This is a genomic window from Deltaproteobacteria bacterium, assembly GCA_016930875.1.
GTDB lineage: Bacteria > Desulfobacterota > Desulfobacteria > Desulfobacterales.
In genome coordinates this window covers 1-25617 of record JAFGFW010000205.1, presented here as the reverse complement: position 1 = coordinate 25617, position 25617 = coordinate 1, and the positions used below count along the sequence as shown (strand labels likewise).

General features: G+C 50.0%; 30 protein-coding genes. 24 read left to right on the top strand and 6 right to left on the bottom strand.

Annotation, left to right across the window (positions count from 1 at the left end; genetic code table 11):
- From tssI to JW883_16985, 18 genes are all read left to right on the top strand, one after another.
- Positions 1-1003, top strand: a 1003-nt coding sequence (gene tssI / locus JW883_17070) for a type VI secretion system tip protein VgrG (protein MBN1843975.1), incomplete at its 5' end; no start/stop codon positions are given.
- Positions 1004-1055: 52 nt separating this feature from the next.
- Entirely contained in the window at positions 1056-1601 is a 546-nt protein-coding gene (locus tag JW883_17065) for a DUF4123 domain-containing protein (protein MBN1843974.1), read from the top strand.
- Between the two features lie 66 nt (positions 1602-1667).
- Positions 1668-2123 (top strand): GNAT family N-acetyltransferase, encoded by a 456-nt coding sequence (locus tag JW883_17060; GenBank protein MBN1843973.1) that lies wholly within the window; start codon positions 1668-1670, stop codon positions 2121-2123.
- Between the two features lie 58 nt (positions 2124-2181).
- Positions 2182-2949 (top strand): hypothetical protein, encoded by a 768-nt coding sequence (locus JW883_17055; protein ID MBN1843972.1) that lies wholly within the window; start codon positions 2182-2184, stop codon positions 2947-2949.
- A 217-nt stretch (positions 2950-3166) separates the two neighbouring features.
- A complete protein-coding gene (locus JW883_17050; protein ID MBN1843971.1) occupies positions 3167-4153 on the top strand; it encodes an Ig-like domain-containing protein in 987 nt (328 codons plus the stop codon).
- Between the two features lie 235 nt (positions 4154-4388).
- Positions 4389-5294: a hypothetical protein gene (locus JW883_17045; protein MBN1843970.1), complete on the top strand. Its 906-nt coding sequence runs from the start codon at positions 4389-4391 to the stop codon at positions 5292-5294.
- Between the two features lie 100 nt (positions 5295-5394).
- Complete coding sequence (locus tag JW883_17040; GenBank protein ID MBN1843969.1) at positions 5395-5715, top strand: PAAR domain-containing protein; 321 nt, start codon at positions 5395-5397, stop codon at positions 5713-5715.
- Between the two features lie 259 nt (positions 5716-5974).
- Positions 5975-6187 carry a hypothetical protein gene (locus JW883_17035; protein MBN1843968.1) on the top strand — a complete coding sequence of 71 codons (213 nt, stop codon included), beginning with the start codon at positions 5975-5977 and terminating at the stop codon, positions 6185-6187.
- Positions 6129-6572: a hypothetical protein gene (locus tag JW883_17030; protein ID MBN1843967.1), complete on the top strand. Its 444-nt coding sequence runs from the start codon at positions 6129-6131 to the stop codon at positions 6570-6572. The genes JW883_17035 and JW883_17030 overlap by 59 nt, the downstream gene beginning before the upstream one ends.
- A gap of 54 nt (positions 6573-6626) precedes the next feature.
- Positions 6627-7697, top strand: coding sequence for a methyltransferase domain-containing protein (locus tag JW883_17025; GenBank protein MBN1843966.1), 1071 nt, complete (start codon positions 6627-6629; stop codon positions 7695-7697).
- Between the two features lie 101 nt (positions 7698-7798).
- Positions 7799-8650, top strand: coding sequence for a hypothetical protein (locus JW883_17020; protein ID MBN1843965.1), 852 nt, complete (start codon positions 7799-7801; stop codon positions 8648-8650).
- 3 nt (positions 8651-8653) lie between these two features.
- A complete protein-coding gene (locus JW883_17015) occupies positions 8654-9667 on the top strand; it encodes a DUF2169 domain-containing protein (GenBank protein MBN1843964.1) in 1014 nt (337 codons plus the stop codon).
- A gap of 4 nt (positions 9668-9671) precedes the next feature.
- The gene (locus JW883_17010; protein MBN1843963.1) at positions 9672-10721 is read left to right on the top strand and encodes a methyltransferase domain-containing protein; all 1050 of its coding nucleotides are present in this window, start codon (positions 9672-9674) and stop codon (positions 10719-10721) included.
- A 71-nt stretch (positions 10722-10792) separates the two neighbouring features.
- Positions 10793-12160, top strand: a complete 1368-nt coding sequence (locus JW883_17005; GenBank protein ID MBN1843962.1) for a B12-binding domain-containing radical SAM protein — start codon at positions 10793-10795, stop codon at positions 12158-12160.
- Positions 12161-12346: 186 nt separating this feature from the next.
- A complete protein-coding gene (locus JW883_17000; protein MBN1843961.1) occupies positions 12347-13444 on the top strand; it encodes a DUF2169 domain-containing protein in 1098 nt (365 codons plus the stop codon).
- A gap of 144 nt (positions 13445-13588) precedes the next feature.
- Positions 13589-13825 carry a hypothetical protein gene (locus JW883_16995; protein ID MBN1843960.1) on the top strand — a complete coding sequence of 79 codons (237 nt, stop codon included), beginning with the start codon at positions 13589-13591 and terminating at the stop codon, positions 13823-13825.
- A gap of 118 nt (positions 13826-13943) precedes the next feature.
- A complete protein-coding gene (locus tag JW883_16990; GenBank protein MBN1843959.1) occupies positions 13944-14300 on the top strand; it encodes a hypothetical protein in 357 nt (118 codons plus the stop codon).
- 1 nt (position 14301) lies between these two features.
- Complete coding sequence (locus JW883_16985) at positions 14302-14778, top strand: hypothetical protein (GenBank protein MBN1843958.1); 477 nt, start codon at positions 14302-14304, stop codon at positions 14776-14778.
- A gap of 179 nt (positions 14779-14957) precedes the next feature.
- Here the strand turns inward: JW883_16985 and JW883_16980 are convergent, their stop codons facing one another.
- Positions 14958-15461 (bottom strand): PAAR domain-containing protein, encoded by a 504-nt coding sequence (locus JW883_16980; protein MBN1843957.1) that lies wholly within the window; start codon positions 15459-15461, stop codon positions 14958-14960.
- A 364-nt stretch (positions 15462-15825) separates the two neighbouring features.
- On the opposite strand from JW883_16980, the gene JW883_16975 reads away from it, so the two are divergent.
- From JW883_16975 to JW883_16955, 5 genes are all read left to right on the top strand, one after another.
- Complete coding sequence (locus JW883_16975) at positions 15826-16551, top strand: hypothetical protein (protein MBN1843956.1); 726 nt, start codon at positions 15826-15828, stop codon at positions 16549-16551.
- 48 nt (positions 16552-16599) lie between these two features.
- Positions 16600-16737 carry a hypothetical protein gene (locus JW883_16970; GenBank protein ID MBN1843955.1) on the top strand — a complete coding sequence of 46 codons (138 nt, stop codon included), beginning with the start codon at positions 16600-16602 and terminating at the stop codon, positions 16735-16737.
- Positions 16738-16831: 94 nt separating this feature from the next.
- On the top strand, positions 16832-17611 hold the full coding sequence (locus tag JW883_16965) for a hypothetical protein (GenBank protein MBN1843954.1): 780 nt from the start codon (positions 16832-16834) through the stop codon (positions 17609-17611).
- A gap of 75 nt (positions 17612-17686) precedes the next feature.
- Entirely contained in the window at positions 17687-18460 is a 774-nt protein-coding gene (locus tag JW883_16960; GenBank protein ID MBN1843953.1) for a hypothetical protein, read from the top strand.
- A gap of 316 nt (positions 18461-18776) precedes the next feature.
- The gene (locus JW883_16955) at positions 18777-19643 is read left to right on the top strand and encodes a hypothetical protein (protein ID MBN1843952.1); all 867 of its coding nucleotides are present in this window, start codon (positions 18777-18779) and stop codon (positions 19641-19643) included.
- Between the two features lie 25 nt (positions 19644-19668).
- Here the strand turns inward: JW883_16955 and JW883_16950 are convergent, their stop codons facing one another.
- The 5 genes from JW883_16950 to rnhA all read right to left on the bottom strand — a co-directional run bounded on the left by JW883_16950 (position 19669) and on the right by rnhA (position 25184).
- Positions 19669-20163: a hypothetical protein gene (locus tag JW883_16950; protein MBN1843951.1), complete on the bottom strand. Its 495-nt coding sequence runs from the start codon at positions 20161-20163 to the stop codon at positions 19669-19671.
- Positions 20150-22123, bottom strand: coding sequence for a tetratricopeptide repeat protein (locus JW883_16945; GenBank protein ID MBN1843950.1), 1974 nt, complete (start codon positions 22121-22123; stop codon positions 20150-20152). The genes JW883_16950 and JW883_16945 overlap by 14 nt, the downstream gene beginning before the upstream one ends.
- A gap of 240 nt (positions 22124-22363) precedes the next feature.
- A complete protein-coding gene (locus tag JW883_16940) occupies positions 22364-23599 on the bottom strand; it encodes a serine/threonine protein kinase (protein ID MBN1843949.1) in 1236 nt (411 codons plus the stop codon).
- Between the two features lie 9 nt (positions 23600-23608).
- A complete protein-coding gene (locus JW883_16935) occupies positions 23609-24571 on the bottom strand; it encodes a trypsin-like peptidase domain-containing protein (protein MBN1843948.1) in 963 nt (320 codons plus the stop codon).
- A gap of 148 nt (positions 24572-24719) precedes the next feature.
- Positions 24720-25184: a ribonuclease HI gene (gene rnhA / locus JW883_16930; protein MBN1843947.1), complete on the bottom strand. Its 465-nt coding sequence runs from the start codon at positions 25182-25184 to the stop codon at positions 24720-24722.
- Positions 25185-25379: 195 nt separating this feature from the next.
- Between rnhA and JW883_16925 the strand changes: the two genes are divergently transcribed.
- On the top strand, positions 25380-25617 hold a 238-nt coding region (locus tag JW883_16925; GenBank protein MBN1843946.1), incomplete at its 3' end, for an acetyl-coenzyme A synthetase.

Below are 25617 nucleotides of genomic sequence, written 5' to 3'. Positions count from 1 at the left end.
TTTTGTCGCCATCCCTTCCTCAGTAACTTTTAGGCCGGAGAGAAACACACCGAAGCCTGTTGTGGAGGGCGTCCAGACGGCCATTGTGGCGGGTCCGTCCGGGGAGGAGATTTACACTGACGAACATGGCAGGGTCAAGGTACAGTTTCACTGGGATCGGCAAGGTAAATACGATGAAAAAAGTTCCTGTTGGATCCGCGTGTCGCAAAACTGGGCTGGAAAAAACTGGGGGATGTTTTTTCTCCCGCGGATAGGCCACGAAGTGATCGTGGATTTTATGGAGGGAGATCCAGACCGCCCCATCATCACGGGCCGCGTTCATAATGCCGAGGCCGTGCCTCCCTATGAGCTTCCCACGGAAAGGACGAAATCCACGATAAAAAGTCTTTCTTCACCGGACGGTGACGGTTTTAATGAGATTAGATTCGAGGACAAAAAGGGTGAGGAGGACATTTTCATTCATGCAGAGAAGAACCAGGACATCCGTGTCAAGAACGACCTTCGCGAATGGATCGGCAACGATAGCCACCTGATTGTGTATAACGACAAGCTGGAACAGGTGGAAGTTAACAAGCACTTGACGGTGAAAGGTGACCATAACGAGAAGGTCGATGGCACAATTTCTATCGAAGCCGGGCGTGACATGCAGGAGAAGGTAGGACAGAAGCATGCGTTGGATGCAGGACAAGAGATTCACCTCAAGGCCGGGATGAAGGTGATCATAGAAGCAGGGACGCAGGTCAGCCTGAAAGCAGGCGGAAATTTTGTGGACATTGGACCTGGTGGAGTGACTATTCAAGGAACGATGGTAAAGATCAACAGCGGCGGATCTGCCGGCTCCGGATCGGGCTGTTCACCGGAATCGCCGCAGGAGCCGCAGGAGGCAGGAGTCGCCGAGACGGGAGAAAAAGTATATCTCACACCCTTTCCACCGTCAAACACGCCTCAAGCGCAAGCCCTTCAGCAGGCTTCGCAATCGGGAAAACCGTTGTGTGAGAACTGACCGTAGCCGGTTAGAGCCCGGTCGGGCTCTGTGAAAGAAGGAATTAGAACTCATGGCAAGTACGCACGTCGAAAAAATTATCGATCAGCTTTGGCGGCCTATCGACGAGACGAAGAAACCCCCTCAAGTGTTTGCCGTATTGGATGCTGCGCGGAACGATGGCATTTATTCAAAGGTGTTGGAGACCAATGTTCCCGCAGTCTGTCTTTTTCGAGGAGACAAGGCTCGGGATTTAGCCCATGTGGCACCATATCTTGTGAGTCTCAAGCCGGATGATTCTTTCACACGATGGCTTCTAAACAATGGCTGGGGAAACAGCTGGGGAATCTTTGTTGCATCGTCTGTTACATTGGATCAGCTCAAGCAGCACTTTCGAGGCTTTCTAATCGTATACGACGAAGACGCGACTTCGCTTTTTTTTCGGTATTATGACCCAAGGGTACTTCATGTCTTTCTGCCGACCTGCGACAATGAGCAGCTTTCTACGCTTTTCGGTCCTGTAGACCGGTATTACGTGAAAGGAGAAGACGGTGATACATTGATCGGATATTCACTCGTCGAAACGAAGTTGACTGAAGATATGATTAAGCTCGGCTAGTCCCTCGTCAGATGAAACAATAGCATGTGATCTTGACTAGTTGTCACATCAGAGACGGAGTCTGACGTGATCATTCGACGAATGGGATATGAGGATATGGAAATGCTCACTGAGATGGGAGCCCGGATGCACGCGGAAGGAGCTTACGGTTTCCTTCCATTTAATAGAGAAAAAGTCTCCCGGCATATTGTCGGCTATATTGAGGATACTGAGACACAGTGCGGATTAGTCGCCGAAAAAGACAATATCCTCGTCGGCATGTTGGGCGGTTATATAACCGACTATTTTTTCTGCGACAAAAAAGTAGCTTGTGACATGTTTCTGTTCGTCGATCGGAAACACCGTGGCAGTTCGGCTGCTTTGCGTTTGATTCAGACCTTTCGGAATTGGGCTATAGCACACGAGGCTTGTGAGATTTGTCTCAGCACCTCAACCACCGTCAACACAGAACGAACTGAGAGGTTCTATAAGAAAATGGGGTTCACCTGTGTCGGCGGCATCTTCAAACAACGTATCAGGTAGAACAGGAGGCCGGGTTATTGGCTGAAAGCCCGTAGAAAATTGCCTGGTAGAGAGCACGATGCTTAAGATTACCAAGGAACAAATGGAAGTCTTCGAACAAGCTGCAATCCGTAATTTCGAAGATCGTATACTCGAACATTTAAACGAACACTTTCCCAAACAGCATAGTATGTTAGGGGAATTTGCAGCCCGGAACGTCATCCGCCAAGGCTTCGAACGAGCGAAAAGTTATGGCCTGACCACCGAGCGTAATGTGAGCCTCTATATCAATCTGATGTTCATGCTGGGCAGCGGCTTCGATACGGACTTGCAATTGCCGTGGGCGGCAGAGGTTCTCACGGACGAGACCATACTCGATGAGACTGAGAGAATTGATCGCCTCTCTGACAGAGCGACGCAATATCTTGATTATGTGGCAGGTGGTAACAATGAACATATTGATGCGGCGCTGCTCAAAATGCGGCAAGAACGTATCGAGGCTTTGCCGGAATCAGACGCCGGCAACTTTGAGAATCATATGGTAAAGCTACTCAACAAGATTTTTCCACAGAAGTGCGAATATATGGGTAAAAACTGTGTTCGTCAGTTGATCCAACGCGGCATCGAGTCTGCAACAAACCATGGGATCACCATCCAGCGTGGCTTTGTAATCTATATCGGCATGATGTTCATGTTGGGCAGCGGCTTTGCTACAGATCCGCAATTTCCTTGGGTAGCGGAGATCTTAAAAGATAAGGACATCGAAGATCAAAACAAAAGAGTGGATCGTCTCTACGAAGGGGCGATGGCATATCTGGAGCGCTGGTTGACCGGACCTGGGGAATGACAAGTGCACACCTGAAGGCTCCATGCCAAGTAGTGGTTTGAGCCGGAAGTGGTCAGGTTGGTAGTTCGATGACCTGCCGGCGGCAAGCGAACAAGTACTCCCTCAGTAGCCCTGTTCTTTGAGGGATTGGCTCTGACTTTGGTGTCCCTCTTCCAGTGGTGGGAGATGGCATACCTGGAACGGTGGCATTGCTCTACCGTGAAAAAAAGGATTTACTATGTGCAAATCGGGAGGCTCCCCTACGTCAACCGGAAGTAATACCCAGAGAGCCGGGAGTCGCAGACAGTCCTGCGCTTCCTGTACGGTGACACTGAGCCCGAAGCCGCTGAATATATGTGGCGCAGGGACAACAAAGGACGTAACAGCGACAGGAAGTCCGGGGGGTGGTAGTTTCAACTGGCAAAGCAGTGATACGGGAGTTGCAACTGTGTCAGGCACTGAAAGTACGGTCAGTGTTGAAGGGGTTGCCGCTGGTAAATCAATACTCACGGTTACTTACAACGTAGAAGGCTGCACGCCGTGCACTGATGACACAGACATTAAGGTTTGTACGTGTACGGCCGGACGAAAATATGCCTATGGCAAGGAATCTGTTGCAGACGTGATTGGTATAAAAGGCAAAATCAAAACGCGATACGGAAAGGTCTGCTGCGAAGATGAAGGCTGTAGCACAACGGATGCGTATCACGTTGTGTATGCAAATATCACGAATGACGCAGGAGCCTCGATGATATGGGCGCAAACGGGCTATGGACGGGAACGCAATGGTGGCTCGACGGCTATCAAGACATACCGTTACGCAGAAATGAACGGCTCGGGATACAAGGTCAACTATGATAACAGTAATGCGCCTGCCGAGGGGGCTACCCATACGTATCAGTGTGACCTCGATAAATCGACCGGGAAATGGACATTCTCGTATGACGGGACAGAATGGCAGACATTCTCTGACAACGGATGGAAAAACAAGACTGGAACGGTAGCACAATGGGTAGGAGAAATTTATAATAAAGAGGACGATATGCCGGGGACTACGGACAGTAAATGTAGCTTTACAGATTGTCAGTACCAATGTGATGGAGGTGCATATCAGGACACTGGATTCACGGTAGGAGATATGATAACCAGTGATGCAAGCGAGTGGGGCGTGGAGCGAGTAAGCGACACAGAATTTAACATCTGGGACAAGAATCCACTCCCCTAAAAAGGTGGGTCTTAAATCAGTTCAAAGCCGCTGGCAAGTCTCATTCTGCTGAGGCTTACCGAAAAACTGCATCCTTTGATGACCTGAAATATGGCGAATTCTTAACCTCGTTCTTAATTTCGACAATGGATGTATGAGAACAGTACATAATTGCTTACGAATTATCCTGCTGTGTAGCTTCACGGCAATCATATTTCTCCAGTGCACTCATAACACAAAAGGAGAGGGAAAGATAATGGTAAAGCGAGTCACAGACAAAGCAAGTGCGATTGCTAGAGCAATTGCGCTAACACGGTTTGACGAACTGCGAGGTCCTCTATTGTTCAGTGTTGATTCAGTATTAAAAGATGCACTGGATAGTAGTCTCATCTCAACACCATTACGCGAGCAGTTCGAGGCTCACGAAATACCACTTTCTTTGGCAATAACTGTTCAGAGGAAGTCGACGGAAAAGGAAGAAGGTTGGTGGCTGATAACCGATAGCGAATATGCAAAGACCTATACCGTTCATGAGAGTGACAGACAACTATTCATCTATTCAGGTGTGACCTCAGTAGAACTTGTAACTGTGAGAGAAGATAAGACCCCGTTTCTGTGGCAGGACATCATTGGAAGACAAGCGTGGCAGGTCGAGTTCGATGGTGTTGGATTGAGACTAAAATCTGCGATTCCGGGTTTCCAAGACCAATATTCCCGCACGTTTTTTGTCTTTATTGATGAGAGTACAGGTCAATTGTTAAGCATTCAGTCCGTATTTGACGGCAAAGACCCAGATATGCGTCCCCAACCGTCTGGGGCGACGGCTGAAGCGCAACTCCGTGCAGAAGAGGAAATTTACCACAAACATCCTGAAGATGACCCTAAGGTGCTTTTCCTGGATGCCCTTGACACCGTGCTGTCCAAAGGCATTGGAAGCCCCTTCTTCGCTAAAGAAATCCATGGTGTCTATGTCATGCATTCAAGAATGGGATCGAGGCCTCGATCCGTATGGGCAATTACGTTGCGTGGTCTCCCGCCGATATCGGCTCATGGTCGATATGCAGATTCAATCCCTGTGTGGCAGCGCAACCACATGCGCAATGTCGTTGATGCAACAACAGGTGAAAACCTATTTGCAACAAACAGTCCTCAACCAGACTAGGTGCCAAGGGAGTACCTTAGGTCTAGGTCAGAGGTTCGGATGTTGTCTCAATAATTTTCTGTATAAATGGAGTTTGTGAAATCAGTATAAGGAAGGACCGATGCCACCACAAGGACGACTTGGAGACAAATCACAGGCGGCAGCCGATGCCCACGGTTGCGTTGCTTGCCCGCATCCCGTTATAGGCCCGGCTGTTCAAGGTTCGCCTGACGTGCTGGTGAATTTTCGGCCGGCCCTGCGTGTGGACGATATAGGGATTCATGCGCCGTGTTGCGGCCCCAATATGTGGAAAGCTGCCAAAGGAAGCTCCACGGTCTTGATCAACAACAAGCCCGCCCACCGCATGGGCGATGATGATCAGCATTGCGGTGGAATGGGTAAGTTGATAGAGGGCAGCACTGACGTAATCGTGGGAGGGTGAGAATAGGGCAAAGCGCATAGGGCATAGGGGTGAAGCCCGTTAGGGGTTTGAGGCAGGTGGGCTGCTGGCGCTGCTCAAGGTTGGAGGCCAGGGGCCAAAGCCTGTTTGAGGTTTGAGGATCACTTCGCTTGAGGTTGGAGGGAGAAGCGCCGCTGGCGCTGTTGGAGGCGATAGGTTGGAGGTTTGAAACTATATAAATGCGGAAGGGAGAATTTGTTGGTTCCAGTCGCTATACAAGTGGCAGTGCAGGGTTGAGGAAATGAAGAAGAGAATTTGGGTAAACAGGGCTGGTTCTTTTTCTGAAGCAGAAGAATTCGATGATAAATATCGCAAGGCGCAGACAGCAACTGAAAGGCTGGATGAGATGCAGTTTTTGCGAGAGCAATATTTCAAGATGAATCAAGAGGCTGGTGATGCGCATAGAAAAGGACTACGAAGAGCTATTAGGATTATTAAACAAACATCAGGTTAAATACTGCATCGTTGGAGCGTATGCGATTGCATTCTATGGAAAACCCAGATACACAAAAGACATAGACATCTTGATAGAGCCAAGTGTTGAGAATGGAAAAAGGATCGTTCAGGCACTCAATGATTTTGGATTCGGGAGCTTGGATCTGTCTGAACAAGATTTTGTAGAAGAGGGCAACATTATTCAATTGGGTTACGAACCCGTACGAGTAGATATCATTACTTCGATAACTGGTGTTGGTTTTCGTGAAGCCTGGGAAAACAAGGTAACAGGAAGTTACGGGAAAGAAAAAATTTTTTTCATAGGATTGAAAGATCTCATAAGAAGCAAGGAGATGACTGGCCGAAAACAAGACGCAGTTGACGTGGAGATTTTGAGAAACTAGGTTACTGATTTCGGCAGTTGTAACAGATGGCTCAATCGCTTCGAAGGACGGGGATTGCGGAAAAAACTCTTAGAACAAATCGAATTAATCTGCCCTCGGTGTCGAAAAGTCGGCGCCGAGGGCATTGTCCAATATCCCCTGGAACTTGGAGAGGTGTTACGGAGTGAAGGGGATTTTGTGTCAGAAGGGTTTCTGGTTTGTTCACATGAGCAGTGCCGTTTCAAGTATCCAGTCCTGGATGGGGTTCCCATTGTCCTGAAGGATATGAAAGGGTGGTGGCGTTCCGAAGAATCGACACTGTCTGTCATTGCAAGTGATGCCCCTGCGATACAAGAGTATTTCGCGGGGCTGAGCCTGAGCAAGGCTTTGTCTTATGAACGGCGATGTCTACTGAGTTCGTACATGGATTTGCATTACGGTGGTCTTGATGACGCTCCCGCCTCTTTTGGGTCGTTGGCAAATCGCCGACCCTTCTGGCAAACGGTTGTGGAAATGGCTCAACCGGGAAGCGAGACAGAGTATTGCCACTCAATCGATTTAGGCTGTTCCGTGGGGCGCTATACCTTTGAGCTGGCCCGCTTCAGCAACCTGGCTGTTGGAATTGACCTGAACTTCAAGGCCCTCTCGTCCGCAGCTCGCTTCCAGCAGACCGAGAAGGTCACTTACGAACGGAAAAAGCACGGTCGTTGCTTCGAAGAGATTCGGACTTCATATCGACCAGCCCAAAATGTTTTGTTTCTCGTGGCTGACGTCTTGGACCCGCCTTTTAGCGCAGAATCCTTCGATCTTGTGGCTGGTTTGAATTTGGTGGACAACGTGAGCCTGCCCCTTGTGCTGATTGGTCAGATGGATGCCTTGGTGAAACCAGGGGGAGGCCTGGTCATAAGTTCTCCCTACGAGTGGCGGGCTGATTTGTGTGAACCTTCGGAATGGCTGGAGAGCGATGAATTGGATGGGTCTGCCATGGTTCGAAGCATTCTCGAAGGGAACGTGTTTCCCAAAATGGGATTGAAATATGAGGTGTTGCAGGAGCTAATGAATGCGCCGTGGGCGCTGAGACACCATGGGCGGCACTGGAGTGTGTTCCTGGTCCATCTCATTAAGGCTCGTAAGATAATCTGTTAATGGGAGCGAATAATTGTTTGCACGTTTAACCACAGAGACTTGGTTTTGACTTGCAGCCGTCTCCCTGCAAGTCAAAAATATATTAAGATCGGAATAGTACCATGCCCCCGATAAATACACAGTTAATGGGTATTATAGCAAAAATGACGTTTATAGCCAACATGAAGCAGCTTCCCATTGACTGGAAGCAACCGGGGGACCAGTATAAGAATGCATTCAAGCCAGAGGAACTAGTTAATCCCCCAAGTCTCCCGCTCCCTCCGCACCTTTTCAGAGAAGCATCCCTCAATAAGTATCATGTGGACACAGCCAAGACCATAGGTGAGCAATTTGCCTCATTTATTGACAAGATTTGCCCTGCAATAGGCTTCAGCATAGACATGTGGAGGATGCAAGCGAAGTTCAAGAACATCATGATCAATGCCGTCACTGCTCTCGGCACACCGGGTTGCCTTGACGGGCCTAAGATCGGGTCGAACATAAAAAATGCTCCCATGATGGTTGGCGCCACGGACCAGGAAAAGAAATATTGCGCTGCAGTTGCCGATGCACTTGAGGACAAATGGAAAAAATGGCAGGACAACGTTATGGTTCCCGGTTTGCCCTGGTATCCTGCTTTTGCAGCATTCCCTGGACCGCAAGCGCCACCAATGCCAAACGTGCCTACACCGCTCATAGCCTGTCCTTCACCCATGATGTCTGAACTTACGCCCTTTCCTTTGAAACAAGCCATGTGTGATGCTTTGGGCGAGAAGGATGCCCTTCATCACGAAGAGTTGTTTGATGCGATTGCAACGGGTTTCAGTATGGCCTTTCTTGTGTGGCTTCCCATGCAGCAAGTTATGCTGGTATTGGGCAAAGGGCCGGTGCCCACTTTTGCGCCGCCCTATGTGCCTGTAGGACCTGTGATAATGGGTGATATTATCTCAGTGCCGGGTCATTTGATGATGTAAAACATGAAAGTTCAAAATGACACACCCATGGAGTTTTTTGCTCTCCCCGGCCGAGGACCGTCGGACAACCCTGTATTGACCTTGGTAGTAAAAGGCACATTCCGCATGCAGGCCAACGAACCTGCCACACTTGCGGCCGAGCAAGACCCCATCATTTTTGGGGATCAGTTGCAGGATCCTGAGAAAGGCGGGAGCACAGTGTTTGAGGACGATCTGGCTACTTTCAAGCCACGCTCGGATGTTGTGATCGTAGGTAAGGCATTTGCGCCAAAAGGGTCCGCCGTCCACGCGCTGGACGTGGGTTTTCGTGTTGGAGAGCTTAAGAAGATCATCCGTGTAATTGGCAACCGATATTGGCGGACAGGTGGTCTCTTAGGAAACATAACAGCCTCGAAGCCGGAACCATTTACTGAGATGGATCTCATTTATGAAAATGCTTTTGGCGGCATGGACATGAAGTGGGGAGACTACTGTGCTGAAAACCCCGTGGGTCGCGGTATGTTTAGTAAAAAGGCGAAAAAGGAGGTTTTGGATAACAAACCATTGCCGAACATAGAAGATCCGAACAACCTGATCAAGTCCTGGAAGGACAGACCAAAGCCCGTCGGTTTTGGTTTTATAGGGAAAGGTTGGTCGCAACGGATTGCGTTTTTGGGCACATACGATGAGAAATGGAAAAGAGAACGGTACCCGGAAAGGCCCCTGGATTTCAAGTTTGATTACTTCAATGCGGCTCCGCGGGATCAACAAGTAGAAGGCTATTTGAAGGGCGACGAAAAGATGGAGCTTATTCACCTAACGCCAGACGACCGGATTGAGTTTCAGCTTCCAGGAAAACGTCCTACGGTCTCGGTATCAAGATCCTTCGAAGGGTCAACTTTCGAGGATGTACGACTGAATCTGGATACCTTGTGCCTTATGCCAGCTGAAGAGCGCTTCTATCTTGTGTGGCGTGGCCTGGTTCCTATTGAGGATCTTGACGCACCAGATGTCGCGCGCGTCGAAATTTTAATGTGAGCTTATGGGTACAGTGGTCCATGTCCTTGCCAATGAAAAACCCACTCAAAATGCAGACAACGATCCCTTGGATATTTTCTGTGACGTATTCGAACAGAACCGCTCGTTTTTCCGGAATGCTTCCATTCGTGCAGCCATTGCCATAGGCATATTCGATCTCCTCACCCGTCCACTGAACTGCGAGCAGCTTTGTGCAAAACTGCGACTTCAACCAAACCGGTTGCGCGCCCTACTTAACGTGTTGAGACTTGAGGGTGTACTGGAGTACCAACAAGAAGGTGGCACCTATTTGGCGAGGCGAACGCCCGAGCGCGGACCGGTGCTACCCGAATACGGATGGGGACGGTTGGCCCAAGTCATTAGGACTGATCGACCTTTGGGTGAAATCGAATCCAGCGAACACATGCCCGACACCAACGTTCGGCTTCACGACCATTTATTTGAGATCGGGTATCCCGCAGCGCGGCGGCTATGGGAGTGCGCTGGTATCAGCTCCGGTCATCTTCTGGACATTGGTTCAGGTTCCGGAGCCTACTCTGCTGCTTTTCTCGAAATGCACGGGGACGCCAAGGCGACACTAGTAGATCGTGAGGAAGTCTTGGAAATGGCGCGCTATCGGCTCAGGAACCGCGCAAACCGAGCTAGATTCGAACCACGTGATGCATTCAAACCGGTTTCCGTCCAGTACGACGTAGTGCTTCTGGCCAATATGCTCCACCTTTATGGTCCATCAGATTGTGCCAAACTCATAGCTGCAGCAACACAACCACTTCGACAGGGCGGCTGTTTGGTGGTCAAGGATCTATGGGTCCAGCCCGACCGCTCCGGGCCGGCTGTCTCCGTCTACTTCGCCCTTAACATGGCGCTTTATACCAAAGCCGGGCATGTCTATTCCGTAGATCAGGTCTGCAAATGGGTAAAAGGGACGGGACTCACAGATCTGCGAGTATTTAATACTGCCCACAGCCTCATTGTCACGGCCAAAAAACGATCGAACGAGCGCCTGCAGGGGAGGACCGACATTCAAACTTTCACAAAAAAAGTGCCAATGTGAACAACTCAAACCAATGAAACCAATAGAATCAATAGAACGAAGATAACCAATCAAAACAATAGACCAATCACATGGCAAAAGTCCTATTGATCATGCCCCGCCTTCCGCAGAAGATGGGCGCCCCATATATCGGGCAGCAATACGTGGCATCCAGTCTCTTGAAAGACGGCCACGAGGTGCGTTGTGTGGACCTGGCGGCTGCGCGGTTCACAGGTAGCAAAGAGGATGCCGTTACCATGGCTGAATCCTGGTCACCTGATATGATCGGCATGACTCTTTTCACTCAAAATGCAGCTGACGGATACGGTTTGGCCAAAAGAGTTCGGCCCGCAACAAGGCTTTTGGTGGCAGGCGGGCCCCATGCCACGGTCTGTCCTGATGAAGTGCTCGGTTTCGGCTTTGACGTTGCGGTTCTTGGTGAAGGTGAATTGGCAGTGGTGGAATTGGCACGATGGTTGGACGACGGTTCAAAAGAAGCGCCTCCCAAGGTCGCCGGCTGCTATGGTCAAGGTATCCAGGGCACGCCGGCAAGCCCTATAGAGAATCTTGACGAGCTGCCATTTCCTTTTGAAAGCTATCCGTGCTTTGACGCAAAGGCCTATTCACCCACGTCCACGGTTGTTACAGGCGGGCTGGTCACGAGCCGTGGCTGTCCGGCACGCTGTACCTTTTGCGCAAACTACGTTACAGGCCGCTGGCACCGATGGCGATCAGCCGCAAACGTGGTGGCTGAGATGGTAAACCTTCGGGAGAAATACCATACGACACACTTTCCGATCTGGGATGACGCGTTTACAGCCAGCCGTTCCCGGGTTGCTGAGCTGTGTGACGCTATCTTGGCTGAGCCCGCCTTAGGCGGAGTCACCTGGACGTGTATCACACCAGCGAATATGGTAAAATTTAATGATTTGGCTTTTATGCGAAAAGCCGGTTGTGTGGCCATCAACTTTGGCATTGAAAGTGGCGATGAGAATATCCTCAAGGCCATCAAAAAGGGGCAGCGTCCGGATCAGGTCAAGCAGTCCGTTAAGGCCGCCAAGGCCGAGGGCATGACCACCATCGTAAACTTCATGTGCGGATTTCCGGAAGAAGGTGTCAAAGAGTTGGACAACACCATTGATCTCATGAGAGCCCTGGCCGACAATACGGATGTCTTTAACCATCGAGGAGTTCTCGTTCCCTTCCCCGGAACGGTCATCTATGACCAGAACCACGCCAAGTTCGGCTTTACTGGGTGGTGGCTCGACTCAAAATACGTTCCTGACGAGCCCAACTTGTTTGAGCTTGATCCGCTGGAGGCCCAAGAATATCTTGAGCACGATCCGACCCTGGATTTGGACTTTTTTCATTACAGCGACAAGGTCCGTGAAAAGATCGCCGAGTGCGTTCTCTATAAGGCTAGACATAATCAACGTTCAACGGGGATGATCCAGGCATAAACCAAATGCTTTAAGAATATGTATGTTGGGCCAAAGGGGCCTTAGCAGGGTGTTGAAAAAGCCTTTGAAAAAGCAGGATGGGGAAACCTGCTGCTGGGATTTTACCTTGACGGAAGTTATCAAGTCCAGTTAGAAGATGTTTGAAGACTCACTGCCGTGTTGGCGGGAATGGATTGATTAGAAAGCATGGAGATCTCAAACAACACACCCTTTGAAGTCATAGCATTGCCCTTGGAAGGGCCTGAAGCCAGGCCGGTCTTGATGGTCGTGGTTAAAGGAACGTTTGACATTCAAGCGGGTGCGCCTGCCACAGTGGCCTCAGAGCAAATCCCCGTGGCTTATTGTGATGAGTTCCATGATGTTATGGGCACGGGGAGCGTGAAGTTCGAATCAGACATCGCTCCTTTTAAGCCTAGGGCTGACATAGCGCTGGTCGGAAAGGCTTATGCGCCAGGTGGACAGCCTGCGCAGGTCGTCCATGTGATGCTCCGCGTGGGACACGTGAAAAAGACCATTCGGGTTTTTGGCGATCGGCACTGGCGGTGTGCCGGCCGCCTGTTGCCGGAGCACCCGTCTGACCCCAAGCCCTTTGTGACCATGGACCTTGTCTATGAACGCGCCTTTGGGGGCATTGACATGGAAGGCGGTGGCTACTGCGCGCAAAATCTTGTCGGACGCGGCTTTGTTTCCAAAAAGTCAAAGAAGGTATTGGACGGTGCACCGCTGCCCAACCTGGAAGATCCGGACAATCTGATCAAATCATGGAAAGATCGTCCCAAGCCGGTTGGTTTTGGCTTTTACGGCAAGGCCTGGATGCCACGACTGGGTTACCTGGAAGCCTATAATAATCAACAGAAGCAAAAAAGTGCTTCCGCGTCACCAGGGGATTTCTCGTTCAACCACCATAATGGCGCACATCCAGACTTGCAGTTGGATGGCTACCTAAAAGGTGATGAGGAAGTGGAACTTGTGAACCTCACACCTGAGGGGAAAACTCGCTTTCAGCTGCCTGGGATCAAGTTGAGTTGTACTGTTACGAAATCCCTTGGGCTCACAACTGACCTGGGAGCAACCTACGGGGAAGATGAGAGGCTTGAGGGAACGGAGGTAAAAAGGGAATTCGAAAATCCCCATCAGCCGCCTTCTGCAACAGAAAAGGTAGAACTCAATTTGGACACGCTCTGCTTGATCCCAGATGAGCAACGGCTTTATCTGGTGTGGCGTGGCCTTTGTCCAATCTACAACCTGAGCGCTGCAGAGGTAAAGATCCTGGAGATCTATTAGATTTGCTAAGGAGCAAAGCAACAAAGCTGACTTTGTTGGCGTATGGAGGCCTCCCATTTTTCATGAAATGATAAGCAGCTTGTGCTTGTTAGGAAATATGATGGAGAGCATTCTAAACTCCAAAGACTCAAGGAGAATTTAAAAATGCTTAAAGCCCGTCCAGCGAGAGCCGAGGACGCCCACTCGCTTGCACCGAGACTGCGGAAAACAGACCTTCTAGAAATTATGGCAATGACGAGTGAAGCGCCGCTGATAGTTCTTGAACGCGGAATTAGCATGTCAGAACCGTGCTATGCGATAGTCGATGAAAAACACGAGCCTTGTGCCGTATTTGGCGTGGTCCCCGAACCTGTGGCTCCTCGCCTCAGACGATCTCGTTAAACATGCTTTCAGCTTCCTGCGAAAGAGCCGATAGTGGGTAGAGAGGTTGCAGCAACACTATAGTGTCCTTCAGAACTTCGAAGATTGGACAGTTGAGCATCTCAAAACGTTTGCTCCAATGCATTGCAAGGTCTTGGAGGAAGTCAATATCCGAAGTGCCATCCGATACGGGTTGAAGCGGGCGAAAGGTTACGGTCTTACTACCGAGCGGAGCGTCCGGCTGTACATCGAGATGATGTTTCTGCTCGGGAGCGGTTTTGACGCAGACCCACAACTGCCCTGGGCTGCGGAAATTCTCAATGATGAGACCATACTGGCTGAGAATCTGCGCATTGATCTCCTTCGTGACAAAGCGTGGGATTACGTGGATCATGAGTCATGTTCGTTCAACTGGGCAGCGGCTGGTAACCTATGTGCAATCAGAGGGGCCAGAGTTGGTTCTTTGCTTGGCGTCATGGCCTGGGATTCAGAGTGATATGCCAAGTCCCGTGCGCATGGCGAGCTGGCCCGGTGAATTCATTGCCACAGGGGCAAATATCGATGCGGAAAACAGGATCTGGGGCGGCATGCTAGTGTGGAAGATGACAGGGGACGGACCACGGCAACTGGTCCTTGTGACCTGGTCCGTGTCAGGCTCCAATGAATTCGTGGAAGGGCAGGAACATATAATCGACTGGCACCCCAACGAACCCGTCCGCGAGGCGCGCATTGCCGTGAACGATGTCGGCGGCGCAGTGGCGTTGATCGCCGATGGTCAAGGGAGGTGGCAAGTCCTTGACGGAAAGGGGAATCTGCAGTCGGTCCCAATTCAATTTGAAACGACCAAGCAACCCATAGTGTTGGCTTTCATGAACGGCATTGGCAAACCGGTGCTCATCGCCGGAACCGTCGGCATGGGTTTCAAGGTCGTGGGCCTGGACGGCTCTCCTCTGCCCACAAGGCTCTTCCCATAGGCTGTTGGGTTACTTCGCTGCTATTTGGAGGGCAAGGTAGGGTCCGCGAGAATATGACTATCCCGGTGGTTAAAATCGACGCGGTGAGTATTTGGGCAATGGCCGCAATCCGATGCCTTTGTGGTCTGTCCTTGTGAGAGGGGGCCCCTGGTGTTTAGATGGCGTGGATCGAAATGGAGCTACCCCCCAATAATCACTTTCGTGCATCCTTTGAGGATCTTGTTGGGTGGCCCCACAGCCTCAAGGACAGTATCTCCCATTCGGCAGGCAGGCGCATTGTTGATCAAGACCGTAGCGCTGCCGTCAATGACAACACCGGGACCGTGGGGCGGAATCGGAAGGGGCGTAGCGCACATGTGTTTGTCGGCCCCGCTTGCTGCAGCAGCGGTGCTGATAGCAGTGCCCATGGCACCGGCGGCAGCTGACTTTGCAGTTTCCTCAGCCACCTTTGCGGCTGGCGCTCCTGGAGTGCCCTGGGCTGCGGCCGAGGCAGCTTCAGCCGTCTTGATAGCTGCATCGGAAACCTTCTTTGCGGCGTTCAAGGCTGATCCAACGGCACCGGGCACACCCCGCCAGGCGGGCAGTTTGCCGATTAGGACATTGGTGCTTCCGGGGCCGGGACCCAAAACCGGGGGTACGTGAGCCACAGAGTCGGTGACGCGTGCTGCTGGTCCTTTAGGCATAATTAGTTCTCACAAGGTTAATTAATAAAGTAGCTTTTCTTATGTTAACAAAGAGCATAGTATAAAACTGGCCTTTTTGTCAACAATGAGCAATGGCCGCTTAATATAGAGACCCGGGGTAGGGGAAAGCGTCAGTGAGTACGCTGTGATATCAAGAAGACGGAACGGAAGATTTTGGAGCCTCCGTGATTTAAGTGAAGGGGAAGGCGAGGCTGCTGAGAGGCGAAAAGAAACGGAGCTTCTCTTTGCTAAGACTACATTTACTTAAAGATTAGAGGGAATTCACATGGGAGGAAGACGGCCGTCCCGACGACGAAGGAACACCCGGCAAAGCAATACGAAATGGTGCGCGGATGCGGCGAAGATGGTTGCTGCGGGGAGATTGGGAGAAAAGGATCTCATTGGGGCGCCTGATCACCAGTATGGTAATGAGCTTAATAAGTGGGCTGTGGTCTGCCATGACCGGGGGTTAAAAAGGTTAAATCGACTCGAAAGAAAGGGGAGGCGACTGGCGGCATCTAGACGGGAAGATAGCAACAGGAGACTCAAGGCAATACTGGCCGATATCAAAAAGGAGGCTGCAGCGGGCAAGTACTCCTCAGTAACGGGCAAGACCGATGTGGATGGATTGAAGAGTTCGAAAAATGCTAATGAAGTATGGCAGACCATTAAGAAGGGATGCCAAATAGCGGTGAAGCAATTGGAAGAAGCTCGCAAACAGGGAGCGACTGACCCTCATATAGACGTTTGGAACGGAAAGGCTGCAAACAAGTTACATGCGTTTTTGGGTGAGGCAAACAAGTGGACGGAACGCTGCGGGAAAGGGATAAATCTTTACAACGCCTTTGTGGCATTCAGGAATGTAGATCCCCAAAAAGCAAGGACTGATCCCAAGACCTACGCGGCACAGATGGGCAGTTTGCTAAAAGCCGTCGGCACGGCAATGAAGGGACTTCCAGCGCCTTTTAATGCCTATGGTGAGTTTTTGGCCAAGTGCGGCAATTTGTTCAGTAACATGATGTATGGCTTACACCCGCATCTAAGGAGGAGAAATAGGCCTGTGAGAAAGCATCTGAAATTCGCGCAGTGAAACATCCATGTTCCCCTTTGCCTCATCACGAGGAAACAGGCTTGGGTGATGAAGAAATTAGAGAGGGATTTCATGAGGATATTGTCTCCATTTATGCTTTTGGCTCAAAGGTCACTGGGAGATCATGACGAGTGGTCTGATGTTGACTACGGCGATTTTGAAAGCATAGATGCTTCAGATGCATAGGATCGCCTGAAAGTAGCAAGCGAGATGATAAAGGAACTGGATAGGGTGAGAAAGGAAATGATAGGAAGTTTATGATCCAAGAAAGGATGAAGTGATGAAAAAAGTGTGGCTGACTTCGCTGGTTTCGTCTGAAGACATGGTGAAGAAGTTGATGGCTCAAATGAAGACATACGGCCTTGAGCTCCATGGCCATTTTTGGGAGGATGATCTGAAAAAAATGGCCTGGATGAAGGCCAGGGAGGAATTGGTAAATCCACAGATCATTTTCTGGGCCATTTTGGGATCTGAGGAGAACTTGCGCACCCCTTCCATTCGATACGGGCTTTCACTCCTGTCCATTACACTCCAGGCCCAAAGGGGGCTTGATTTCCCCATCGTCATATTGCAGACAGAAGGTGAGCCGGTCGCTTCTGATTCATTGACTACATCTTTGAAAGGGGTGGAGATCTTGTCGGCCTCAAGCGCCACCTTAGGAGCAAAACTGGTGGCCAGGGCTCATGCTTCTGTCAAGGAGGAGATGTCGTCAGAGTATCGCTTGGATCTTTACGGAAATGAGCACGTCGGACAGTGGTTTGAAGTGGGACCCACGGAAGTGTCTTGGTCTGGCGGGATGTTTGCCGTGGCTGATGCCGAAATAGCTTTTCACGGCGTAGGGCCAAAGGGTAGCCTCCCGAGCAAATCGGTGCTTAACTATCCCGTAGAAGGTTTGAAATTGAATCTTGGAGAAAAAGAATATACAGCCTGGGCTGTTCAGAACGAATTAAATGCCGAGACTTCATATTTTGTTAAGGTTACAGGTTCTCCGGAATCGATTTTGTTTGGTCCCTATTCGAGCGAGGAAGACACAGAAGTTTTTGTGGTGAAGCTAAAATAGGCCTTTTAGTTTGACATGACTTATGAAATCTGCTACACAAGTTATGAGAATCTCAGTAAAAATGGATGAGGTCCTATGGAAAAAGAAGAGATATCCCGAAAGAACCTAGACAGCCAGGAATTCTTGCAGCTTCGCCAGGCAACCGAGAAGATTGCCAATGCTCTGGACAAGCGCCTCAAGGCCCACCTAACAGTCTTACGGCCTCTTTTTGTTCCAAGAAAGCTATTTGGCACCTACATAAAGAGCTCGGTTGCAGGAGAAGTGCCCGGCTCAGACAAGGCTTTTGCCGAACTTCAGGAACAATATGCGGCTATTTCCGCCGAACCATTCGGTTTGCCCAAAAAGCTTCAACCGCCTCTAGCCCCCATTTCAAACCAGTTAGAGGGAACGCCTTTGGAATATGCGCTCTATTCCGGAGGTTCCAAGGAAAAAGCAACAAGTGTTACGTCTCCCACTAAGTGGATTCTTTCCTACCGAGGGGAGTGCCCTCTGAATCGTTTAAAGGCCATGGTTTCCGGGGTTGAAACCCGCCAGGCAGATGACATGAAACAGGCCCTGATTGACCACCTGGCGATCGTTATTTTTTTAAAGCATTTCAAAGCATTAACTCAGTTGCTCCAAGACCTTCGCTATGAAGTGGAAACCAGGGAGCTTGCAGATTTAGGAGGACTTCCGGTAGTGGTTTTAAAGGCACCTTTAGAGACGTTTCTCCCGCCGGACGATTTTATCTTTCAGATTACTCAACTCTCCGGGATTCCTGCCTTTCAGGAAATAGTAGATCTTGATGCAGTCAAGAACATCCCTGACCCTCTGAAAGAGTCTTTGACAGATACTCTGGGCCAATCTTGATAATCTCGTAAAAAGTCGTCACTCCGGACTTCGACGAGCTCAGTCGAGTCGTGAAAACCGGAGTCCAGAGCCTTTGTAACTAGCTGAATAAACTGGATTCCGGCTTTCGTCGTTCGACCCTGAGGCTCTCGACGGGCCGGAATGACAGTCCGCCGGAGGCGGATTTCGACTTTTTGCGAGACCGTCGGACTTGAGCGAGCCCTTAGGTCCTGCGTTTTCTCTCCTGAAGTTTCCCCCAAATAGCACGGCTTTGAACTCTCCTGTCTACTCTATTGTTTTTGTTCCCCAAAGATGATATTTGTTATACCGCTGAATCATGAAGGGAAAATCAATCGGCATATGCCTGTTTTCTGTGTTGCTTTGTATGGCTCTGGCCTTCTCGTCCTGGGCCGGGCAGATAGTGACCGATGAGACAAGATTGTGGGCAAAAGGGGCCTTACAAAAGGAAAAGACCCTCGAAACAACGGGTGCATCGAAGACCCTGGCAGTCCTTTACTTCCACAACAAGACCGGATGGTCAAAGCTGGATCTTCTTCAAAAAGGTCTCACGATAATGCTCATGACCGACCTTTCCAAGGTGAAAGAGATCCAGCTTGTTGAAAGGGTGAAGCTCCAGGCTTTATTAGAAGAATTGGATCTTGGTGTGTCAGGTTTGGTTGAGTCAGAGAATTCGTCTCGGGTGGGGAGACTTTTAGGCGCTAGCCTCCTGGTCGGAGGGGATATCGTTAAGGAAAAGCCCGACGAATTTGGATTGAAGTCCGGCCTTTTGAGCGTGCCAACCGAACAACTCTTAGGCAAGCCCAGGGCCAGAGGCAAGCTCCTTGCGGAATTGTTCCGCATGGAAAAAGACCTCCTTTTTCAAATCATTAAGCTCCTCAAAATCGAACTTTCAGCCGAGTTGGAAAGTGAGCTGAGGGAGCCTATGGCGGCCAGTATTGATGCCCTCCTGTATCTGTTTGAGGGAATCGAGAACAGCGACCAAGGAGACTACGGAAAGGCGGCCGACTCCTATGGGAAGGCGCTGGAGGAAGATCCAGGTCTTGTGCTGGCTATTATTGCCATCCGAGAGATCTATAAAGAGAGACGAGACGAGGGTGCAAAGGAAAAAAAAGCACCGCCACCGCGTCCCAGGAAACCTTGCGCAGCGGAGCGTAACAAATTCATAAAAAACCTTAGACGATAAGGCTGCCTGGCCAACAAGCGGTCTGTTAAAATAGTCCGGTTGTTGCATCTTCTGCGGCCTTAAGCCACCCGGACAGATCTCCACCGGGAGTCGTTTTTTGAGCAGCGCTTATGATTTTGCCTGTTTCCACTTCCACCAGCCTCAAATCAAGACGCATCTGATCGGCTATGACCTGATAACCCCCGAATACCATCAGTTGGACTCCCAATATCTTTCCTATCCTTAACCGGGTGGATTCATCTGCCAGTGATGTGGTCCCCAGGCTGAGTTCCTCAAGAGCAAGGAGCAGACGCTCCCTTTCGACAACTGTGTGTTTCCCGCTTTCCTTGATGGTTTCAATGACCTTCGCCGAAAGAAGCTCTCCCAGATCATGCTGCACAGACTCCGAGGGGGTCAAGTTCTCTAAGTCCCAGACAGCTATGGTTGTTCCTTCTTTATACGCAACTGGTCCGGTCGAACAACTGACAAAAAGGAGGGGAAGCGCGAAGAAGATCCCGAGTAAACCCCTATGAAATGACATTACTTTTCTCCATAGCCACCAGGTCTTCAATCTTTTCCGTTACCTTGTCATTTGCCTTAATGGGTCTTTCCTGATTCAGAACGCGGGTATAACACAGGTCCGGCTCAACGCGTACAACCTCGATCTCACCGACCGCTTTTGGCGTGCTACGTAGTAATTTGCCCTTGTATTTGATGGGCTCTTGTTCTTCGATTACTTCGAACTTCGTGCCCAAAACAACGCCCTGCTTTGAGCCGAGATTGACCATAACTTCCTGTCCTCTCGCCTGAACCACATATCCTTGCAATGGATACTTCTGGATCATAGCCTTGAGGATATCCCGATTGAGTCTGTTGATTTCTTTTTCCAGAGATGCCTGCAGGCCAAGTTGTCTGGTGACTACTTTGGGTATGGCCGAGGTTTCCGTGTCTATGAGTCGCAGGCTCAGCAGAGTGCCGTCGGGCAGATAAAAAAGGGAGCCTGTGCCAATGACCTTTGCGGCCAGCACCTTGCCAAGCTTTAAGGCTGTTTCAGGATCTGCCAAATCCGAAGAACCGAGGTTCAGTTCTTCCAGGAGCCGTTCAATGAGCACTCGTTCCACCACCTGAACCCTGCCCGAAGCATTAAGCTGTTCACCAAGCTGTGTGGTTAGAACGGTAGACAAACCGTCTCTTTCGGCCAACCCGCCTTTTTCCTGAAAATCAACAAAAGACAAAACCATGGGCCGTGAGGTCCATGTATCTTCGGCTTTTTTTCTGGATTTCTTATGACTTCGGTATCGGGCTGCAAGCTCCTTGACCAACTTGTCAATGCGTTTCTTCTTGGCAACGTCGCTTTGGACGGTTAGCATCTCCTGGGCCTTCCGCGCCAACACAGCCGCAAACGTATCATTCTTGTCGAGACTCAGGGCCTTCCGATAGGCTTCCAAAGCATCGTTCCATTTGCCCTCTTTTTCGTAAGTGACCCCCTTGTTAGATGTCGCTTCGATGTAATAAGGATCTAGATCCACAGCCTGGTCATAGAGCTCCCGGGCCTCTTGGTATTTTCCCAGGCTGGCCTGAAACCGGCCGAACTGATTGCGCGCCAGGGCCTTTTGAAAAGGCTCGGCCTCTTTATTTTGAACTGCCTTCCGGTATTCTGCTTCGGCCTCTTTCTTTTTGTTCTGGCTGAACAGAATGTCGCCCTTGACTACATGAACGTAAGCCCTGTCAGGGGCTTCATGCTCAACTTCTTTAGCCAACTTCAAGGCCTTTTCGGTTTGCCCCTTTCTTGCATATACGGCCGTGAGTCCTTCTTTGCCCAGAACTTCTCCCCGGCCTTTGTTTTTGGCGAGTTCATGGAAAGTTTCTTCAGCTTCGTTCAGATTTCCTTCCTTTAAAGCTGCATACCCTTTAACTGTTTTGGCCTTAAGACTTTGAGGATTCTTTTTTGAGACCTCATCGCTGATGGCCTTGGCCAGCATGGTTTGTTTTCGTTGCAGAGTCCTTTCTGCCAGTTTGAGCAGCATGATTTCAGTGGTTTTGCCCCCACCCTGGAAATAGTCGAGCACCATGAGTCCCGGCCCGAGAATACACACTGTCGGCATAATCAACCGGGCTTGATAAAGGTCGCTCACACCGGACTTGTCCAACAGGACCGGAAAGCTCGGACTGGTCTTTGTCAAGAAGCCGGCAACCTTTTCCGTGGACGAAAGCGTAACACCCCATACGATCAAATCAGCCTCCTCATATCGTTTGGCCAATTGATCCAGACTCAACAAGCCTTCCTGACTTGGCCTTGAGTCTGCATCAAAAAAATAGAGGATGGCCATAGGGCGTTCTTTCATCTGGGACAAGTCGTGTGTCATCCCCTTAACGTCCCTTAAGGAAAAAGCCGGGGCAATCTGGCCGGAGGTGATCTGGCCAGCCCACAGATTTGTGCCAAGCATGATAACGGTCATCACAATGGCCAATAGAGTGATGGATTTTACAATAGGTTTCATTTTGCGTTCCTCCGTTAAGGTTAATGCGTTAGCGCCAGAAGTTGTTTATTTTATGGGAGAAAATGTATTGCCAAATATTGAGTGAAAGTGAGCTAACTTGCCTTGTATAAAGTTTTGGAACGCTCCCGTTCAGTATTATTTGGAAATCCAAAATCGAACTTTGTCTTCATTCTCAACTTTAGCCATTTTAGCATTTTTAATTTTAGGCACTTGTCCCTCTGGTTCTTCATTCTGACTTATCTACCTTGCGTTATCATCAATAGGCACCAATCTGACAAGAAGCGGGGTTTCACCCTCTTCGCGTAATTGAAGCTGCGCTTCCCACTCATAGTAATTGGGCATGCTCAGCCGGACTTCGTATTTTCCAAGGGGAAGATCAAAATTCAAGGGCGATTTCCCCTTGAAAGAACCGTCCAGAAAAACCTGAGCGCCAGCAGGAACACTCTCCACCTTCAAGACCGCTGGCCTGACGATTTGCGCAGGAGGCGGGGCCTCGCTCCGAGAAGAAGGCTCAAGGGTTGATGAAGAGGCCTGTTCCGAGGTCTTCTGGGCCATGAAATAATAGGAGACTCCTCCCACTGCGCAAAGCACGATAAAAACAACAGTCAAGTAAAACCCAAGCCCTTTGGTTTTTTCCCTGGTGGGCTGTTGTATCAGTACTGTTTTTTCCGTCTTAAGACAAGTCTTAAGAGCCTGGGCCATGCCTTTGCCAGTCTGAAACCGCTCATCAGGATTTTTGTCCAGGCTTTTAACAATCAGTCCGGACAACGCAGGCGAAATGGAGGAATCCGCTGTTGCAGGCTCAACAGGCGTGTCCTGGGTAATCGCTCTGAAGATAACAGCGAGATTGTCACCTCCGAAAGGCCTTTTTCCTGTACTGAGTTCGTAAAGGATGACTCCCAGCGAGTAAAGGTCAGAGCGCCCGTCCACTGGTTTGCCCATCACCTGTTCAGGGGACATGTAGACGGGTGTCCCCAGGATTTCACCGGCCTGGGTTTGTTGAGGGGCAGAAGGATCTTCAATGCGTGCAATACCAAAATCTGTAATTTTGGCCTGGCCATTGGGAGTCAGAATGATATTTGTCGGTTTGATATCTCTGTGAACTATCCCCTTGTCGTGCGCATAATCAACAGCTTCAGCCACCTGAACACCGAGATCCACAATTTCCTCAAGGCTCAGTCTTTTTCCTTTTACAGCCTCATTCAGTGGCTTTCCTTCGAGAAACTCCATAGCAATATAGATCGTCTCGTGATCTTGTCCTACGTCGTAGACTGTGACAATGTTGGGATGGGAGAGCCGGCCAATGGCCTTGGCCTCTTTGAGAAATCTCCGGACCAAGTCCTCACTTGTGACCCTGTCCTGCCGCAATACCTTCAAGGCCACAAGCCTGTCAATTTGAGGGTCGTGGGCCTGGTAAACAACGCCCATGGCACCCCTGCCCAGCTCTTTCATGATTTCGTAACGGCCATAATTCATAGGCGGTTGTTAGTCCTTTGCGAACTCCATGATCGTCTCAAATGGGATCAGAAAACCTACAGTGTCTGTTCCCCGGTACCTACCTTTGACAACGGCTACCAGATTTCCCTGTACATCAAAGACAGGACTTCCGCTACTTCCCGGATGAATTTCCATGTCGACTTGCCACAAGGGCAGGCCATTTACCCGTCTGGGCGGGCTATTAATGATCCCTGTATAGACAGTTCCTCCAAGATTAATAGGGCATCCGATTGAGTAGAGCTGTTCGCCCATACCCAGAAGATTCCTGCCATTGGCCACAGGGATGTAGCTGTCGAATTTTCCTTTGATATCAACAAAGGCCAAATCCCGGCGGAGATCGATCTTGATCAAATCTCCCTTGAATTGCCTGCCGTCAGAAAGAATGACGGTGAGTTGTTCAATCCCTTTCAATCCGTGTGCCGTAGAAATGATCAGGCCGTCCTCGTCCACTATGAAACCTGAGAACTGCATGTCATCGTCTTCGAATTCTGCCCTCAAGCAGACGACCGATTCGGCTTGCGATAAAACCGCAGTGGGAATGAACTGCCTTGGGGCCTCCGTTTCGATAGAGTTCGCTTTGCTGTTCCCGGAGAGGTAGCCTTCAATATGATCCCGCAACTTCTCAACTTGAACCTGAGCCTCATCTGGTTCGCCTTCAGCAGTGCATTTGGCCTGTAACTCGGTTGCCAGAGCGGAATGAGGCGCTAAAGAGATCTGCCAGCCTTTCTTTTCCTTTACAGCCTTTAGTTGCACTTTGCCCATTTGTAGGGGGGTTCGGCTCACCTTATAACCAGAATGTTCGAGCCAGCCAGTAATGACCTTTTCTAACTCAAATACGGGCAGGGGGTGGTGGGATTTGACAGGATCTTCTGCCTCGGCAAGAATGGGAATGCTAATGAGTACGATGGATAGAATAGTGAAGACGATTTTCGCGTGTTTTGATGTGATCATGTCTCATCGCTAGGATTTCAAGAAATTATAGAAAAAAGGGTGTGGTGTGTCAAGGCAAAACGGAAATGTCATGGTCGGGCACTGGGTCCCAAGAAGCCAAATCCGCCTCCGGCGGATAACCAAAGCCGGGTCCTCTCGGTCCGGATGTTTAATGTCTTCCCCTGACATCCTCCGGCAGATTGGGCCGGGCTGCCGCTGCCACAGCAAGCCGGTCGCACCGCTCATTCTGCGGGTGGTCCGAATGGCCCGGGATCCAGGTAAGGGTGACCCGGTGTTTTTCGAGGAGCCTAAGGAGTTGTCTCCATAGATCTGCGTTTCGGGCTTTTTCCTTTTTATTGCGCATCCATCCGTTTGCCTGCCATTTGCGGGCCCATCCTTTTTCTATCGCATCCACGACATAGCGGGAATCACTTACGACCGTTACCTCGCAGGGTTCTTTTAGGGCCGAGAGCCCGGCAATCACCGCCATCATTTCCATGCGATTATTAGTCGTATCGCGAAAACCGGCTGAGAGTTCCTTGATGTGTTTGCCGTGTTCAAGGATTACACCATAACCTCCGGGACCGGGGTTTCCGGAACAGGCGCCGTCTGTGTATAGGGTGACTTTTTTCATGGTCCATATAGCAAAAAGTTGAAGCAAGAAATCTTTAGAGGTATATCTATCAAAGGTCAAGCAAAAAACCATGATGATTTTTAACGGTTGATGTGATAAGGAGGGAAACCGTTCCGGTTTCTTATCCCGTCAAAATCAAGTCAAGGAGGAACAAGACTTATGGAAGCAGTATTAAAAACGAACTCGAAGAACGAAATGCTAAGCTCTGAAAAGGAAACCACTGAGGCCTTGTTGGAAGAAGGAAGAGTCTTTCGGCCGTTGCCTCATCTGGTCGTGGATGCCAACCTGGACCCCAATGATTACGAAGATGCCGTGAAAAGAGGCCGAATGGATGTTGAGGAGTTCTGGGAGGAGGCTGCCCATGAATTAGATTGGTTCAAGAAGTGGGACAAGGTGCTTGATCGATCAGATGCCCCGTTTTTCAAGTGGTTCA

What these genes read in the sequence shown, in the direction of transcription:
- JW883_17065 (MBN1843974.1), top strand. Translation starts at nt 1,056, where the DNA reads ATGGCAAGTACGCACGTCGAAAAAATTATCGATCAGCTTTGGCGGCCT.
- JW883_17055 (MBN1843972.1), top strand. Translation starts at nt 2,182, where the DNA reads ATGCTTAAGATTACCAAGGAACAAATGGAAGTCTTCGAACAAGCTGCA.
- JW883_17050 (MBN1843971.1), top strand. Translation starts at nt 3,167, where the DNA reads ATGTGCAAATCGGGAGGCTCCCCTACGTCAACCGGAAGTAATACCCAG.
- JW883_17045 (MBN1843970.1), top strand. Translation starts at nt 4,389, where the DNA reads ATGGTAAAGCGAGTCACAGACAAAGCAAGTGCGATTGCTAGAGCAATT.
- JW883_17040 (MBN1843969.1), top strand. Translation starts at nt 5,395, where the DNA reads ATGCCACCACAAGGACGACTTGGAGACAAATCACAGGCGGCAGCCGAT.
- JW883_17035 (MBN1843968.1), top strand. Translation starts at nt 5,975, where the DNA reads ATGAAGAAGAGAATTTGGGTAAACAGGGCTGGTTCTTTTTCTGAAGCA.
- JW883_17030 (MBN1843967.1), top strand. Translation starts at nt 6,129, where the DNA reads ATGCGCATAGAAAAGGACTACGAAGAGCTATTAGGATTATTAAACAAA.
- JW883_17020 (MBN1843965.1), top strand. Translation starts at nt 7,799, where the DNA reads ATGCCCCCGATAAATACACAGTTAATGGGTATTATAGCAAAAATGACG.
- JW883_17015 (MBN1843964.1), top strand. Translation starts at nt 8,654, where the DNA reads ATGAAAGTTCAAAATGACACACCCATGGAGTTTTTTGCTCTCCCCGGC.
- JW883_17010 (MBN1843963.1), top strand. Translation starts at nt 9,672, where the DNA reads ATGGGTACAGTGGTCCATGTCCTTGCCAATGAAAAACCCACTCAAAAT.
- JW883_17005 (MBN1843962.1), top strand. Translation starts at nt 10,793, where the DNA reads ATGGCAAAAGTCCTATTGATCATGCCCCGCCTTCCGCAGAAGATGGGC.
- JW883_17000 (MBN1843961.1), top strand. Translation starts at nt 12,347, where the DNA reads ATGGAGATCTCAAACAACACACCCTTTGAAGTCATAGCATTGCCCTTG.
- JW883_16995 (MBN1843960.1), top strand. Translation starts at nt 13,589, where the DNA reads ATGCTTAAAGCCCGTCCAGCGAGAGCCGAGGACGCCCACTCGCTTGCA.
- JW883_16990 (MBN1843959.1), top strand. Translation starts at nt 13,944, where the DNA reads ATGCATTGCAAGGTCTTGGAGGAAGTCAATATCCGAAGTGCCATCCGA.
- JW883_16985 (MBN1843958.1), top strand. Translation starts at nt 14,302, where the DNA reads ATGCCAAGTCCCGTGCGCATGGCGAGCTGGCCCGGTGAATTCATTGCC.
- JW883_16980 (MBN1843957.1), bottom strand. Translation starts at nt 15,461, where the DNA reads ATGCCTAAAGGACCAGCAGCACGCGTCACCGACTCTGTGGCTCACGTA.
- JW883_16975 (MBN1843956.1), top strand. Translation starts at nt 15,826, where the DNA reads ATGGTTGCTGCGGGGAGATTGGGAGAAAAGGATCTCATTGGGGCGCCT.
- JW883_16970 (MBN1843955.1), top strand. Translation starts at nt 16,600, where the DNA reads ATGAAGAAATTAGAGAGGGATTTCATGAGGATATTGTCTCCATTTATG.
- JW883_16965 (MBN1843954.1), top strand. Translation starts at nt 16,832, where the DNA reads ATGAAAAAAGTGTGGCTGACTTCGCTGGTTTCGTCTGAAGACATGGTG.
- JW883_16960 (MBN1843953.1), top strand. Translation starts at nt 17,687, where the DNA reads ATGGAAAAAGAAGAGATATCCCGAAAGAACCTAGACAGCCAGGAATTC.
- JW883_16955 (MBN1843952.1), top strand. Translation starts at nt 18,777, where the DNA reads ATGAAGGGAAAATCAATCGGCATATGCCTGTTTTCTGTGTTGCTTTGT.
- JW883_16950 (MBN1843951.1), bottom strand. Translation starts at nt 20,163, where the DNA reads ATGTCATTTCATAGGGGTTTACTCGGGATCTTCTTCGCGCTTCCCCTC.
- JW883_16945 (MBN1843950.1), bottom strand. Translation starts at nt 22,123, where the DNA reads ATGAAACCTATTGTAAAATCCATCACTCTATTGGCCATTGTGATGACC.
- JW883_16940 (MBN1843949.1), bottom strand. Translation starts at nt 23,599, where the DNA reads ATGAATTATGGCCGTTACGAAATCATGAAAGAGCTGGGCAGGGGTGCC.
- JW883_16935 (MBN1843948.1), bottom strand. Translation starts at nt 24,571, where the DNA reads ATGATCACATCAAAACACGCGAAAATCGTCTTCACTATTCTATCCATC.
- rnhA (MBN1843947.1), bottom strand. Translation starts at nt 25,184, where the DNA reads ATGAAAAAAGTCACCCTATACACAGACGGCGCCTGTTCCGGAAACCCC.